10 protein-coding genes, 1 pseudogene and 1 riboswitch are annotated in these 14,648 nt (G+C 38.0%); of the genes and pseudogenes, 5 read left to right on the forward strand and 6 right to left on the reverse strand.

Annotated elements, in window-relative coordinates:
- Positions 1-41 precede the first annotated feature (41 nt).
- The gene (locus tag ASE74_RS22320) at positions 42-785 is read right to left on the reverse strand and encodes a zinc ribbon domain-containing protein (RefSeq protein WP_055914314.1); all 744 of its coding nucleotides are present in this window, start codon (positions 783-785) and stop codon (positions 42-44) included.
- The gene (locus ASE74_RS22325) at positions 785-1,882 is read right to left on the reverse strand and encodes a Nif3-like dinuclear metal center hexameric protein (protein ID WP_055914317.1); all 1,098 of its coding nucleotides are present in this window, start codon (positions 1,880-1,882) and stop codon (positions 785-787) included. The genes ASE74_RS22320 and ASE74_RS22325 overlap by 1 nt, the downstream gene beginning before the upstream one ends.
- A 110-nt stretch (positions 1,883-1,992) precedes the next feature.
- Between ASE74_RS22325 and ASE74_RS22330 the strand changes: the two genes are divergently transcribed.
- A complete protein-coding gene (locus tag ASE74_RS22330; protein ID WP_055914320.1) occupies positions 1,993-2,520 on the forward strand; it encodes a hypothetical protein in 528 nt (175 codons plus the stop codon).
- A 149-nt stretch (positions 2,521-2,669) separates the two neighbouring features.
- Here ASE74_RS22330 and ASE74_RS22335 read toward each other — a convergent pair whose 3' ends face one another.
- Together ASE74_RS22335 and ASE74_RS22340 are read right to left on the reverse strand one after the other, a co-directional pair.
- Positions 2,670-3,038 (reverse strand): TM2 domain-containing protein, encoded by a 369-nt coding sequence (locus ASE74_RS22335; RefSeq protein WP_055914323.1) that lies wholly within the window; start codon positions 3,036-3,038, stop codon positions 2,670-2,672.
- A 5-nt stretch (positions 3,039-3,043) separates the two neighbouring features.
- Positions 3,044-3,346, reverse strand: a complete 303-nt coding sequence (locus tag ASE74_RS22340; RefSeq protein WP_055914327.1) for a DUF2752 domain-containing protein — start codon at positions 3,344-3,346, stop codon at positions 3,044-3,046.
- A 308-nt stretch (positions 3,347-3,654) separates the two neighbouring features.
- On the opposite strand from ASE74_RS22340, the gene mfd reads away from it, so the two are divergent.
- Both mfd and ASE74_RS22350 read left to right on the forward strand, forming a co-directional pair.
- A complete protein-coding gene (gene mfd / locus ASE74_RS22345; protein WP_055914330.1) occupies positions 3,655-6,993 on the forward strand; it encodes a transcription-repair coupling factor in 3,339 nt (1,112 codons plus the stop codon).
- 104 nt (positions 6,994-7,097) lie between these two features.
- Positions 7,098-7,319 (forward strand): DUF3820 family protein, encoded by a 222-nt coding sequence (locus ASE74_RS22350; RefSeq protein WP_029274918.1) that lies wholly within the window; start codon positions 7,098-7,100, stop codon positions 7,317-7,319.
- 476 nt (positions 7,320-7,795) lie between these two features.
- Here the strand turns inward: ASE74_RS22350 and ASE74_RS22355 are convergent.
- Together ASE74_RS22355 and ASE74_RS22360 are read right to left on the reverse strand one after the other, a co-directional pair.
- Positions 7,796-8,347: pseudogene (locus ASE74_RS22355) on the reverse strand (DsbA family protein); the annotation flags it as partial.
- Positions 8,348-8,567: 220 nt separating this feature from the next.
- Positions 8,568-11,261 carry a M14 metallopeptidase family protein gene (locus tag ASE74_RS22360; RefSeq protein WP_055914336.1) on the reverse strand — a complete coding sequence of 898 codons (2,694 nt, stop codon included), beginning with the start codon at positions 11,259-11,261 and terminating at the stop codon, positions 8,568-8,570.
- A 126-nt stretch (positions 11,262-11,387) separates the two neighbouring features.
- Positions 11,388-11,593, forward strand: a riboswitch (cobalamin riboswitch).
- Positions 11,594-11,784: 191 nt separating this feature from the next.
- On the opposite strand from ASE74_RS22360, the gene metE reads away from it, so the two are divergent.
- Together metE and ASE74_RS22370 are read left to right on the forward strand one after the other, a co-directional pair.
- Positions 11,785-14,118, forward strand: coding sequence for a 5-methyltetrahydropteroyltriglutamate--homocysteine S-methyltransferase (gene metE / locus ASE74_RS22365; RefSeq protein WP_055914338.1), 2,334 nt, complete (start codon positions 11,785-11,787; stop codon positions 14,116-14,118).
- A 129-nt stretch (positions 14,119-14,247) separates the two neighbouring features.
- Complete coding sequence (locus ASE74_RS22370) at positions 14,248-14,634, forward strand: acyl-CoA thioesterase (protein ID WP_025141655.1); 387 nt, start codon at positions 14,248-14,250, stop codon at positions 14,632-14,634.
- Positions 14,635-14,648 lie beyond the last annotated feature (14 nt).

The raw sequence follows: 14,648 nt of genomic DNA on the forward strand, positions 1-14,648 counted from the left end.
CCCGATTAAATCGGGACGTTCTAATAATTTTATGATTCGGATTAAGCTTCGGTTACTTCGTGAGTTAAAGCTTCATCTACCAAAATACGACCACAATGTTCGCAAACGATAATTTTTTTACGTTGACGGATATCTAACTGGCGTTGAGGCGGAATCTGGTTAAAACAACCTGAGCAAGAATCGCGGTCGATGGTTACCACAGCCAAACCGTTAATTGCGTTTTTGCGCAAACGTTTGTAAGCAACCAATAAACGCTCATCAATTTGAGGCTCCGCTTTGTCAGCTTTCTTTTGTAAATCTTGCTCTTCTTTTTCAGTTTCGGCAGTAATTACATCCAATTCACCTTTTTTAACTTCTAAATCTTTCTTTCTGCCATCTAATTCAGCTTTGGCAGCTTCATAGATTTCTGTTTTAGAAGTGATTTCGAAACCATGTTCTTTAATTTTCTTTTCAGATACCTGAATATCTAAACCTTGAATCTCAATTTCTTTAGTTAAAGCATCGTATTCACGGTTGTTTTTAACTTCTTTTAATTGAGTATCGTATCTTTTGATGGCAGCTTGCGCATCTTTAATTGTATTTTTACGGGTTACGATTGAATCCTCAAGATCATCAAGTTCACCTTTGATTTTTGCAATTCTAGTTTCTAATCCTAAAACGTCATCCTCAAGATCGGCAACTTCCATTGGTAATTCACCACGTACCTGGCGGATCTTATCAATTTTTGTGTGGATATTTTGTAATTCGTATAAAGCCTTTAGCTTTTGTTCTACGGTTTGTTCCATTAAAACAAGTAATTTATGGGGTTTGTATTTTGCTCCGTTAAACGGATTGCAAAGTTAGTAAATTTTTTCTGAATAATTTCAAGCAATAAATTTGAGGTAAATTGTTCAGTTTCAAAGTGTCCGATGTCGGCAATGATCAGTTTTTCCTCTGCATCAAAAAACTCATGATATTTAAAATCTGCCGTAATAAAAGCATCGGCCCCCGCAGCAATCGCCTCTTTTAAAAGAAAACTTCCTGAGCCGCCACAAACGGCAACTTTTTTTATCCTTTTACCTATAATTTCGGTATGCCTAACCACTTTAGCCTGCATGCGGTCTTTTACCAAATGTAAAAAATCGTAAGCATCCATATCATATTCAAGCCAGCCCACCATGCCCGAACCAACTAAATCATGCTTGTTTTCGAGCTTATAAATATCGTAGGCCACATCCTCGTAAGGATGGTTTTCAAACAAGGCTACCAAAATTTTACGCTCGGCCTGTGTAGGGTAAACCATTTCAATGCGCACTTCTGCTTCACGATGGCGAACACCTTTTTCACCTACAAAAGGATCTGAATTTTCATTTCCTTTAAATGTACCAAAGCCATCAGCGTTAAAACTGCATTCGCTATAATTGCCGATGTTGCCCGCACCTGCATAAAAAAGTGCAGACCGCAACTGTTCTGCCTGGGCCTGCGGACAATACGTAACCAGTTTCTTTAATACCCCGGCCTTTGGCGAAAGTACTTTGGTTCCTGTTAGGCCTAATCTTTCACAAATTTTTGCATTTACACCTGTATGGATACTATCCAGGTTGGTGTGAATGGCGTAAAGTGCAATGTTATTTCTGATTGCCTTTAACACCACACGTTCTACATAATTTTTACCATTTAGCTTTTTTAAACCCTTAAAAACAATTGGGTGGTGGGTAATAATCAAATTGCAACCTGTCGAAATCGCCTCATCAACAATCTTCTCCACACAATCTAAAGCCACCAAAGCGCCACGAATTTCCATATTGGGATCGCCTACAATTAAGCCAGAATTATCATAATCTTCCTGGTAATTCAATGGTGCAATGCTTTCGAGATAATTTGTAATTTCAGCTAATTTCATTTTCTAAAGATAGAAAAAATGGCGTTTGTGTTAAAAATGAAAATTTAAACTTAGCAATATGTTTTCAATAATTAAATTAGTGATCTAAATTAGATAACGCCCTCACATTTATGAAAATAAAATTGTTTAAAATTTCATTCCTAGTATTATTATTTACTTCGATAGCCTGCAATAGTTATTGTCAGGTTAAATATAGTGCCAAAGCAGAATTTGGTCATCTTTATTATGGCTCGCAACTCATAAGATACGAGAGAGTAGAACCTAGTACCTCTGATTTCTTGACTGACAAAGGTGGAGGAAATGAAATTAACCTGATTAACGGTATCATTCTTAATCGTTTTTTATTTATGGGTATAGGTTTAAGCTATCTTAAATTAAACAATGCCAATGGAGTGGCACCTAGCTTAGATGTTGAACTTTTAGCGAATCAAAAAAAATTGAGTCCACTCTTCAATTTAAAATTAGGTCAAAGTTTTCTGAAAAATGATATGGGGAGAAAAAAGAGCTCAACTTTTGGAGAATTTGACTTTGGGTTAAATTATCACCTTGTTCCACAACTTAGCACATATGCGAAAGTAGGTATTCAAATTACACAAAATACAAGCTTTCTATCTATTCGTGGTGGTGTGAGGTTTTAGCAGTTTATTGTGTTTTTTCATCTAAACTGATAAAAAAAAGCCCGCAAACCCGGTTTTTTATGGGTGCGGACTTATAGTGTATGGTAGGATGAACATTAAAGCTGTTCTGTATATAATTCCCAAAAAAAGACTCATTAAAAATGAGGGGTTTACTGAAACCCGCCCATTCTAACCATCTGCAAACTTTCGAAAACCATTTTCTGGTTATGCTCAAAAGCAAGTGTTTTATGGTTTACAACATCGATAATTGATCCGATGAAACATAAACCTGCGGTTACCAGGTATAAAATACCCATCCCAATCTGGCCGATGATAAATCGTTGCAGGCCGGGAACTGCAAATAAACCGATCAAACAGAAAATTAACATATCTGAGGGGTTTTTCCTTTTGCTGCTGTAAACCATTAAGAAATTACGCAACTGCTGTTCCGTTAACCCGGTAGTAGCTTGTTGTAAGTATGAAAATTCTTCTGGCGTTATACCTGGTAACGACATTAGAGGTGATTGAAATATATCCATGGTTTCTATATATTAGTGGTTGAAATTTTAAATCTTTTTTTATTTTTTATCAATGTGTATATTCTGTAAACTATAATTAAAAGTGCCGGAAACCCAAACCAATGCTCCGAAAAGCTTTCGGTAAATTCGCCATGTAAAATATGACTGATCGACCTGCCTATGCCACATCCCGGACACCAATCCTCAAACCCTAAATTGGCTAATGGACAAAGTGTAAAATGATGCTCGTGGCCATTTGCTGCTGCCAGTAATACCAAAGCTGCTACCCAGAAAAATAGTTCCATAGGAAAGCTTTTAATGTATTTCATTGGTGATCATTTATTTTCATTGGTGATGAAGTTCCTACGATTTATTTTTATTTAAATGGAAATCATAATAGCTTCATTGTTTCACTTTTTATACAATTTAGAGGCTATACGACTACCTTTGTTACATCATTTTGCCCTTAATCGACGAATAGGGCATATATTTCGACCAAATGAGTAATGGAATCTAACAAAAAGAATTTATTTCTTTTTCGTCTTTTGATTTTTACCTGCAACCCTGCCAAAATTAGTTAAAAAAACCTTTACACAAATTGCGGGTTAATATTAAAAGATAAGCTTATTTTTGTGCCTTGAACATTCGCGATTTAATAAACAGATACAAAACCGACGATAGGGTAAGCCAGTTTACCAAAGCGTTAAACAGTACCAAAAACCCAAAGATACAATTAAAGGGATTGGTGGGTTCTGCCGATGCTATTGTTGCACTTTCTTCTTATTTTTTACTCCACAAACCTATTTTGTTCGTTTTACCAGATAGGGAAGAAGCGGCCTATTTTCAATCCGACCTGGAAAGTGTTTTGGATAAACAGGTTTTACTGTTTCCATCTTCATACCGAAAATCTTTCGATTTTACCCAGGTAGATACCGCTAATGTACTGGCCCGTGCAGAGGTATTGAATGAATTGAACCACGATTCTGAATATGGTAAAATTGTGGTTTCCTATCCGGAAGCCATTGCAGAAAAAGTAATCGACCGATCGGCTTTAGAAAAGAATACACTGGAAATAAGCCTGGGTGCTAAGCTTGGTATCGATTTTATAAATGAATTTTTAATTGATTACGACTTTGACAGAAGAGATTTTGTTTACGAACCAGGTCAGTTTTCTATCCGCGGCGGTATTGTAGATATTTTTTCTTTTTCTTCTGATCTGCCTTTCCGGATCGAATTTTTCGGTGATGAGGTAGAAAGTATCAGAAGTTTTGAAATTGAAAGTCAGCTTTCAGTAACCGATGTAAAATCGCTTACCATTGTGCCGAACGTTCAGGCGAAATTTTTAACCGAAAGCAATATCAGCATCCTCGATTACATCGATCAGGATACACAACTCTGGTTTAAGGATGTTGAGTTTACCTTGGATATTGTAAAAGCCGGGTTTAAAAAAGCTGTCGAACTATGGAAAGCGCTTCCTGCTGCAGATAAAAATCAAAATCCCGAATGGATTGATCCTAAATTTGCTTTTACCGATGAGAAATTATTAGGTGATCATCTTCAGGATTTTCCCATCATCGAATTCGGAAAGCAGTTTTTTTATAAAACAGATCACCGTTTTGAATTTGAAACAAAGCCACAGCCATCATTCAATAAAGATTTCAATCTGTTAATTCATAACCTCAAGGAAAACGAAAAAGAAGGCATTGTTAACTTTATTTTTACTGATTCACCGAAACAGGTTGAACGTTTATATGCCATTTTAGAAGACATTGACAAAACGGCCAAATTTACACCGATCAATAGCATGCTGCGCGAGGGTTTTATAGATTCCCAGATTCAGACTGCATTTTATACTGATCACCAGATTTTTGACCGTTACTATAAATATAAGCTTAAAAAAGGCTATCAGAAAAGTCAGGCCATTACCCTAAAAGATTTAAGGGAATTAAAATCCGGCGATTATGTTACCCACATCGATCACGGGATCGGCAAATATGCCGGACTGGAAAAGGTTGAGGTAAATGGTAAAACACAGGAGATGATCCGTTTGATTTATGCCGATAACGATCTTCTTTATGTAAACATCAACTCATTAAACAGGATAGCCAAATACAGCGGCAAAGATAGTGGTGTGCCCAAGATGAATAAGCTGGGTACCGATGCCTGGGACAAGCTAAAAAAAACCACTAAAAAAAAAGTTAAAGATATTGCCCGAGACCTGATTAAGCTTTATGCATTGCGTAAAACCCAGGCCGGAACGGCATTTTCGCCAGATAGCTATTTACAAACCGAACTGGAGGCTTCTTTTATTTATGAAGATACTCCCGATCAGTTAAAGGCTACCCAGGATGTAAAAAAAGACATGGAATCGCCTCACCCGATGGATCGTTTGGTTTGTGGCGATGTGGGTTTCGGAAAAACTGAGATTGCAGTCCGTGCAGCATTTAAAGCCGTTGCTGAAGGCAAACAGGCCGCTATTTTAGTGCCTACCACAATTTTAGCTTTACAACATTTTAAAACTTTTTCGTCGCGTTTAAAAGATTTTCCGGTTACGGTAGATTACATTAACAGGTTTAAAACCAATAAACAGATTAAAGATACGCTAGCCGAGGCCGCAGCAGGTAAAGTTGATATTTTGATCGGCACACACCGTTTACTGAGCAAGGATGTAAAGTTTAAAGACCTCGGCATCATGATTATTGATGAAGAGCAGAAATTTGGCGTTACAGCAAAAGAAAGGTTGAAAGCCGTGCGTGTAAATGTTGATACTTTAACACTTACAGCAACTCCGATTCCAAGAACGCTGCATTTTTCATTAATGGGCGCAAGAGATTTATCCATTATTAGTACGCCACCACCAAACAGGCAACCCGTTAGTACCGAATTGCATGTTTTTAACGATAAACTGATCCAGGAAGCTGTTCAGTTCGAGTTAGACCGTGGCGGACAGGTTTTCTTTATACATAACCGTGTAAACGACTTGATGCAATTGGGTGGAATGATCCAGAAATTGGTACCGAAAGCAAGGATTGGTATTGCGCACGGGCAATTGGATGGCGATCAACTCGAGGATGTAATGCTCGATTTCATTAATGGAGAAAAAGATGTTTTAGTGGCCACTACCATTATCGAAGCTGGTTTGGATATCCCGAATGCAAATACCATCATCATTAACCATGCACATATGTTTGGTTTGAGCGATCTGCATCAAATGCGCGGCAGGGTGGGCCGGAGCAATAAAAAAGCTTTTTGTTATTTACTTTCGCCACCATTATCTACGCTAACATCTGAAGCCCGGAAGCGTTTAAGTGCAATTGAAGAATTTTCTGATCTTGGAAGTGGCTTCAATGTGGCCATGCGCGATTTAGATATCCGAGGAAGCGGGAACCTGCTTGGTGCTGAGCAAAGTGGTTTTATTGCCGAAATCGGATTCGAGATGTACCATAAAATACTGGATGAAGCCATTCAGGAACTTAAAGAAGCAGAGTTTAAGGGCCTTTTTGAAAATGAACCTGCCCGGCCGTTTGTGGGCTTTACGCAAGTAGATACGGATCTGGAATTGTATATCCCCGATGCTTACATTACTAACATAACTGAACGTTATAATTTATATACCGAACTTTCTAAACTTGATAACGAAACAGAGCTTGCTATTTTTGAAAAACATTTAGCCGATCGTTTCGGACCTGTTCCACCTCAGGTAAAAACCATGCTCAGCGTGGTACGGTTACAGTGGTTAGGTAAGAAATTAGGTTTTGAAAAAATCAGTTTCAAGAAAAACAGCTTGCGCGGATATTTCTTGAGCGACAAACAATCAGCTTATTTTGATTCAAATACTTTTACCAGAATTTTAACTTTTGCACAAAATCATCCACGGATGTGTAATTTAAAAGAGGTAAAAAACACCTTAAGGATTGCTTTCGATAATGTAAAAACCGTTGAGGAAGCGATTGAAACTTTAGAGCTGATTGATTAAAAAACATTAATTCAGTCAGTTCATTGACTGAATTAACGTTAATTGAGTCAGTCTGTTGACTGAATTAATGTTTTTTCAATTATGAGCACTTATTTTAAAACAAAATGTTAGACCCTACTTTATTGCTCGATTTAGTGAAAATGCAAATGCCCTATGGAAAATATAAAGGTTATCTGATCTGCAATATTCCTGAAAGTTACTTGCTTTGGTATAAGGATAAGGGCTTTCCGAAAGGAAAACTGGGCGATTTAATGGCTACTATGTTTGAAATACGGGTAAATGGTTTAGAATACCTGTTAACGCCTTTAAAAAATCAGAATCGGTAAGTAAGAATGATAGGTTTATGCGAACATTTATTCCGGGCTATTGTCTTCCCGAACCAAAAAGTGATGGTGGCAGGTATAGAGGAATCGTCCTTCCCAACTTGATTGGGAATCGTAATGCCTTAGTAGGGTCGGAGGTTGCATTAAGATTCCCGCCTGCGCGGGAAAGACGACCGTTTTGAATAGATCTCTCCATTGCGCTGCTTCAGTCGAGATGACGGTTTTCTATGTATTTTCATGTAAAAGTCACTCAGATCTAAAGGAACTTTACAGAAAAAGATCTGCTTTGATCTACTAATCTTTAGGAAACAAATTTATATCTCACAACCATTCTCATCACAAACCGCATCATTATTTTTGTTTAATGAGGTTATTGTAGTTTTAGGTTGTGCTTCTTTCCATTCGGTAAAACTTTGGGTAAGCGCATCTGTGAAAGCCTGTACAGGTTGCGCACCGGAAACGCCATATTTGCGGTCCATAACAAAATAAGGAACCCCTCTAATTCCTAAGTTCTGGCTTTCATAAATATCATAACGTACAGCTTCTGCAAATTCATTTCCATTTAAAACCGACATGGCTTCTGCTTTATCCAAGCCAATTTCTACGGCAAGATCAATCAAAACGTCGGTTTCACCAATATTTTTGCTTTTTACAAAATGAGCTTCAAACAATTTTTCTTCTGCTAAATCCTGAAGTTTATGTTTAGATGCCAAATGAATCAATCGATGTGCGTTAAAAGTATTGGCAGGTATATTTGTATCAAAATCAATCGTTAAACCAGCATTTTCAGCCATATCAACAACCTGTTTTGTCATCTGTTTGGCTTGCTCAACGGGCATACCTTTGCTTCTCGAAAGGTAATCGTAAATTGTTTCATTGTTGGTATTGTGGTACTCAGGGTTGAGCTGAAAACTTTTCCAATCTACTTCAATTTCATTTTTGAACGGTAATTTTTCAATTGCCTGTTCAAAATGTCTTTTCCCAATATAGCAAAACGGACACATTACGTCCGACCAGATTTCTACTTTCATAGCACAAAATTAAGTGGATAATAATTGACTATAGTAAAGCCAAAGTAAAAAGCCACTATCGTTTAGTATAGTGGCCCTAGTGTCTTAATAAAATTTTCATCTCAAGATATCATCATTTCGACCGCAGTGGAGAAATCTTTAACAGTTCAAAGATTTCTCCATTTCACTACGATTCAGTCGAAATGACGACCTTTATATTTGATTTGTCAATCAATTATAACTATTTATACAACTGGTTAAATATCAGTTTAAACGTACCATGTGTTTGAGCCCTGAAAGCAATTTCAGGCCCAAAAGCAAGCAGCTTCCCTTTGCCAACCTTTGCTTCAAAAGCCGTTACACCATCTTGAAGATAGGCTTGCCCCCATGCCCATCCGCTGCGCAATGGTGAGGCGTTTTCAAACCACAATAATGGTTTGATCTTTCCAGAAGCAATGGCGTCGCCAGTGAGCTTAAAAACAGGGCTGTTATCAAAATAAACATCAGCTTCCTTTTCCATTCCCCAATTGGTTGGCAAGGTTGTATCTACACCAACATTTAAAACACTTCCGGGAACATAATACTTCTCAGCAGGCAATCTCTTTTCCTCCCCGTTCACAATTTCGACCATTGCATTCCGCACCGGCAGATTTAAGTGATAAGCTAAATTTGTACTGCTGCCAATGGTTACAATATTTCCTCCTGCTTCCAGAAATTTCTTTAATTCAGGAATCGATTTATCGGAAGTGATTCTTCCTAAACGGTTTCTGAATTCTTTTGGAACTTCGTCTGCCTTTGGGCCAAAAGTTCTGTTTCCGGCACCTCCCTGTACTCCTGGGATTGCACCACCAACAAAAATAATCACATCATATTTTGATTTTAAATTGCCTGAATCGATATCCTGAGGATAAATTACGCTTGCATTGTAATGGTACTGTTCCATTAAAAAGCGAACCCAGCCCGAAGCCATAGAACCTCCATAAGTATCCCATAAGGCAATTCTGGCAGTTGATATTTTAACTTTGCTTTTTGGAGCCGCAGCAATTTTTAGTTTGACATTTACTTTTTCCAATACCGATTTTCCTGCTGATGAAACATAAAAATCGCCATTTTCTGTGGAGCGGTAAACCTCAACTTTGTTTCTCAATAAATCATTTACTGCCGTGTAAGAATCATTCTGTGCCGCACTTAATACATAGCTTGATCCGTTGGCTAATTTATTTTCAGGCTGTAATAATTGTCCATAAGGATTTTTCTCAAACGGACCTGAGAAATCATCAAGAATCCGATCAAATTTCACATCCATTAAATACGCTAATGTCCATCCAGCAGCATCATATGGTGGAATTGGCGCACCGCCTTCGTATTTAAAATCGTTTGGATGATCTTGCGGTTCGAACATGTCCAAAACATGCGGACGGAAAGCCTGATCGGTTTTAACCACATAACTGCCGGCAGAATAATTTTTTCCGGCAACACTAAAAGATGAGGTTGCTTTTTGCACCACAATACCCGTTCTGATCAATGCATTTAAAAACTTGATGGCTGTATTGAAATCAGGTTGATCTGCAGATAAAATATAACCATGAGGATCTCTGTTTAAAGGGGCTTTCATTACCGTATCAAAAGCTTTCATACCGATTTGCCTTCTTGCTCCAAAATCTGCATCTCCACCTGCAACGGAGGTGCCTTTTTCACCTTTTGCAGCATTGTTAATGGCTTCAATTTTCTTAGGAGAGAAAGACCAGGTATCTTTTTTACCACGCTCGATTGAGTTTCGGCCCATTTGGTAAATGTTGTATAATAATTCATCCCGATAACGCTGTGCGTAGCCTAAAACAGCATAATTTAAAGAAACTGAATAATCGATCGAATTTTTAAAATACCATTTTCTTGGCGTAATCGGGTTTGGTGAATCGCCACTAGGTAATAAACGCGATGGAACCAGGGGAATTTCAGATGGGGTAGGATTACCTATAATTTCTGTTAAAAGCCCAACCATATTGTGAAAATAAGTTGTGGTTCTTAACCCTCCATTGTACCAGGTAGAATAAACCGATCCTCCACGCTGGGTGTAGCCAGGTTTATTTTCTACATTCATTCTATTGTGCATGGCAGCACCCACAGCATCTAAACTGGTTAATATGGTTGGATCGAAAACATAATTGAATGGGTCGCGGTAGGGTGGGCCTGCCACAACTGTACCTGCCGGACCAGCCTGGTGGTGGTTATACATGATCTGCGGAATCCATTCTACAAAGAGCTGACGGCCGATATTCTGAGTTTCTTTGAGGTTTAACATAAAGAAATCGCGGTTATTATCATGTCCTGCATATTTTTCATACAGAACGGGCAATCCAGAAGTAGTTCTTTTTTTAGGATCTTTATCCCTCATGTACCAATTGCTCACCAACTCTTGCCCATCCGGGTTGGCATGCGTAAACAAAATAATCACATTATCCAGAATGCGTGTTGTTTCAGCATCATCCCTTGAAGCAAATTCGTAAATAGTCTGAATTAACTGATGCGCACCCACCACTTCATTTGCATGCAAACCACCATCTATCCATACCACGGCTTTACCTTCTTGTGCCAATGATTTTGCTTGCTCCGGCGTAATTTCGGCATGTGCCAGCTGTTGCGCAATTTCTTTATACCGATCTAATTTTTTTAGATTTTCCGGAGAGGAAACAATGAGCATATACTGGCTTCTGCCTTCTTCAGTTTTACCTATATCGACTAATTTGATGCGGTTGGAGTTTGCGGCAAGTTTTTTAAAATAAGTTTCTGTTTGAGTATAATTAGCGAGCTGATAATCATCGCCTATATCAAAACCAAAATGAGATTTTGGCGTGGGTACCTCCTGCGAAAACACAGCGAGGCCATTTACCATTAAAAAAGCTAAACAGAGCCCTTTAAAGTAGTTTTTTATCATAATAAGAAGTTTAGTTGGTAATCAAATATAATAGAGAAAAAGTGCTAAAAACAGCTTGCTGTAAATTTGTTACAAGTTTTAAATCCTAATCCATACATTTGCCTTGATGTAAGTTCTTAACTTTATTTTTCATCAACCGATACAGGTTCCCGGAATACACCCGGGATTAATAGGGAATCGTGTGCAAATCACGAGCTGTCGCGCAACTGTAAATTCTGTCTATAAAAAAGACAACGGTTTTACCATTCATGCCACTGTGCCGTTTAACCGGTATGGGAAGGCGGTAAAATCGGGAATAAGTCAGGAGACCTGCCTATATTGAATTGACGGTGCTTTCGCGTTATAAAGTAATTGGTCAGGTCTGATTGTACACAATAAAATTAAATTTTATATGCTTGCTTTAAGCTTTTTGCTGATAGCGGGCAGGCTGTGCCGTAACCTTTCCTTTTTATTTATAAATAGAAACCCATTAAAATACTGATCTGAGCTTTTAAACGATTTATTTACTTAATCTTTAAAAGAGATGCTAACGCAAAATCTAGGCTATCCGCGAATAGGTAGTCAAAGGGAATTAAAGAAAATCTGCGAAAATTATTGGGCAGATAAAACTGGGTACAAAAACGTACTTCAGGTGGGCAAAAACATTCGCCACGAAAACTGGAAACTTCAAAAAGAAGCCGGAATTGATGTTATTCCATCGAACGACTTCTCTTTTTATGATCATGTGCTCGATCATTCCTTAACTTTTGGGGCGATTCCTAAAAGGTATAACGAGGTGATTCTGAAAAAAGGAAACGAAGAACTCGATCTTTATTTCGCCATGGCAAGGGGATATCAAAAAGAAGGCTTGGATGTGGTGGCAATGGAAATGACCAAATGGTTTGATACCAATTACCATTACATTGTACCTGAATTTTATAAAAACCAGCCATTTAAACTCTTCTCGACCAAAATTATTGATGAGTTTTATGAGGCAAAACAGCTGGGGATTACTACAAAGCCGGTTTTGATCGGCCCTGTTTCCTACCTTTTATTAGGTAAGGAAAAAGAAGCTGGTTTTGAAAAAATTGATCTTATTAAAAACCTCCTTCCGGTTTATATAGAAATTTTATCACGCTTAGATGCTTTAAATGCAGAATATGTTCAGTTTGATGAGCCTTTTTTAACGTTAGACCTTACTGAAAAAGACAAAAAGGCTTATGAATACGTTTATAAAGAGATCAGAAAAGCTTTTCCGCGGTTAAAAATTGTTTTAGCTACCTATTTTGAAGGCTTGGGCAATAATTTAGCTTTAACAACTTCATTACCTATAAATATCTTACACATCGATCTGGTACGTGCTGAAGATCAGTTAACGGATGTTTTAACTTCATTAAAAGAAGAAACCGTTCTTTCTTTAGGTTTGGTAGATGGAAGAAATATCTGGAAAAATGATTTCGAAAAATCTGTTTCCATCATTAATCAAGCCATAGAAAAAAGAGGTTTGGATAAAATCTGGATTGCCCCATCTTGCTCTTTAATCCACTCACCGGTTGATTTAGACAATGAAACCAACGAAAAAAATTTATCGGCAAAAATTAAACAATGGTTAGCCTATGCGAAACAAAAAATTACAGAGGTTGCTACCTTAAAAAAACTGATTACCAACGAGAACCCTGCATCTACCCAACAAAAATTGGAGGAAAACAAAATTGCCATCAGTAACCGTAAAGTTTCTAAAATCATCCACAATCCTGAAGTTAAACAACGTGTTTTAGGATTAAAAGAGCAGGATGCTGAACGCTTAAGTCCATTTTCTGCTAGAAAAATTAAACAGCAGGAACTTAATTTACCAAGTTATGCCACTACAACCATCGGCTCATTTCCGCAAACAGCCGAAGTACGGAGCTGGAGAGCCAAACTTAAAAACGGAACTTTTACGGTTGAGGAATATGATAATTTGATCGCTCTGGAAACCGAAAAAGCGGTAAAATGGCAGGAAGAAATAGACCTTGATGTACTGGTACATGGCGAATTTGAGCGCAATGATATGGTTGAATACTTCGGTGAGCAACTTGATGGCTTTGCTTTTTCTAAAAACGGCTGGGTACAAAGTTATGGTTCACGCTGTGTAAAACCGCCAATTATTTTTGGTGATGTTTCCCGACCTGAACCGATGACGGTAAAGTGGACCGCTTATGCTCAGTCACTTACCTCAAAGTACATGAAAGGTATGTTAACTGGCCCGGTAACGATTTTACAATGGTCGTTTGTGCGTAACGATCAGCCACGATCAGAAACTTGTACACAAATTGCCCTTGCTATCCGCGATGAAGTTTGCGACCTTGAAAATGCTGGTATAAAAATTATTCAGATTGATGAGCCAGCCATTAGGGAAGGTTTACCCTTACGCAAAGCAGATTGGCAAACCTACCTGAACTGGGCAGTTAAAGCCTTTAAAATTTCGGCTAGTGGCGTTAAAGATGCTACTCAGATCCATACACATATGTGTTACTCGGAATTTAACGATATTATCCTAAACATAGCCGATATGGATGCCGATGTTATTACCATCGAAACCTCACGTTCACAAATGGAATTATTGGATGCTTTTGCCGATTTTAAATATCCAAACGAAATTGGTCCGGGTGTTTACGATATTCACTCTCCAAGGGTTCCGAAAAGGGAAGAAATGGTTCAGTTACTCAAAAAAGCAAAGGCTGTTATTCCATCAGAACAGTTATGGGTAAACCCTGATTGTGGCTTAAAAACCCGGGGTTGGGACGAAACTAAAAAAGCCTTAATAGAAATGGTTGATGCTGCTAAAGAAATGCGTAAAGCCGAAGAAGTTTTGGCTGCAGATCTTCAGGCGAATTAATCAAATTTGGCCACGGAAACACAGAAAACACGCGTTTTTATATTTCTGTTTTCTATGGCCAAGCTATACTTTGACAACTTTCTTTATTGGAAAGTTGTCAAAGCTTTTTTCAGCCCCTATATTTATCCCATGACTCTAGAAGAAAGAATAGAAAACTCTAAAACCAGTATTTTTAAAGCCGTTTTTCCTAATACAACCAATCATTACGATACCCTTTTCGGAGGTACTGCCATGCACCTGATGGATGAGGTAGCTTTTATCACTGCAACGCGTTTCAGCCGCCAAATTATGGTTACGGTAAGCAGCGACAGAATAGATTTTAAAAAACCAATTCCTGCGGGCACCATTGTAGAGCTTATTGGCAAGGTAAATCATGTAGGAAACACCAGTTTAAAAGTTAATGTAGAGATTTATATTGAGCAAATGTATGCCGAGGGAAGAGAATTGGCGGTACATGGCGATTTTACTTTTGTAGCCATCGATGAAAATAAAAAGCCTGTTCAGGTAATTAAATAATCTAAAAAGATGTA

It is taken from the genome of Pedobacter sp. Leaf216 (assembly GCF_001421515.1).
Classification (GTDB): Bacteria; Bacteroidota; Bacteroidia; order Sphingobacteriales; family Sphingobacteriaceae; genus Pedobacter.

Bases quoted from the DNA above. Each gene is read 5' to 3' on its own strand.
- ASE74_RS22370 (WP_025141655.1), top strand. From the start codon at position 14,248: ATGACTCTAGAAGAAAGAATAGAAAACTCTAAAACCAGTATTTTTAAA.
- ASE74_RS22330 (WP_055914320.1), top strand. From the start codon at position 1,993: ATGAAAATAAAATTGTTTAAAATTTCATTCCTAGTATTATTATTTACT.
- ASE74_RS22340 (WP_055914327.1), bottom strand. From the start codon at position 3,346: ATGAAATACATTAAAAGCTTTCCTATGGAACTATTTTTCTGGGTAGCA.
- ASE74_RS22360 (WP_055914336.1), bottom strand. From the start codon at position 11,261: ATGATAAAAAACTACTTTAAAGGGCTCTGTTTAGCTTTTTTAATGGTA.
- ASE74_RS22335 (WP_055914323.1), bottom strand. From the start codon at position 3,038: ATGGATATATTTCAATCACCTCTAATGTCGTTACCAGGTATAACGCCA.
- ASE74_RS22350 (WP_029274918.1), top strand. From the start codon at position 7,098: ATGTTAGACCCTACTTTATTGCTCGATTTAGTGAAAATGCAAATGCCC.
- ASE74_RS22320 (WP_055914314.1), bottom strand. From the start codon at position 785: ATGGAACAAACCGTAGAACAAAAGCTAAAGGCTTTATACGAATTACAA.
- metE (WP_055914338.1), top strand. From the start codon at position 11,785: ATGCTAACGCAAAATCTAGGCTATCCGCGAATAGGTAGTCAAAGGGAA.
- ASE74_RS22325 (WP_055914317.1), bottom strand. From the start codon at position 1,882: ATGAAATTAGCTGAAATTACAAATTATCTCGAAAGCATTGCACCATTG.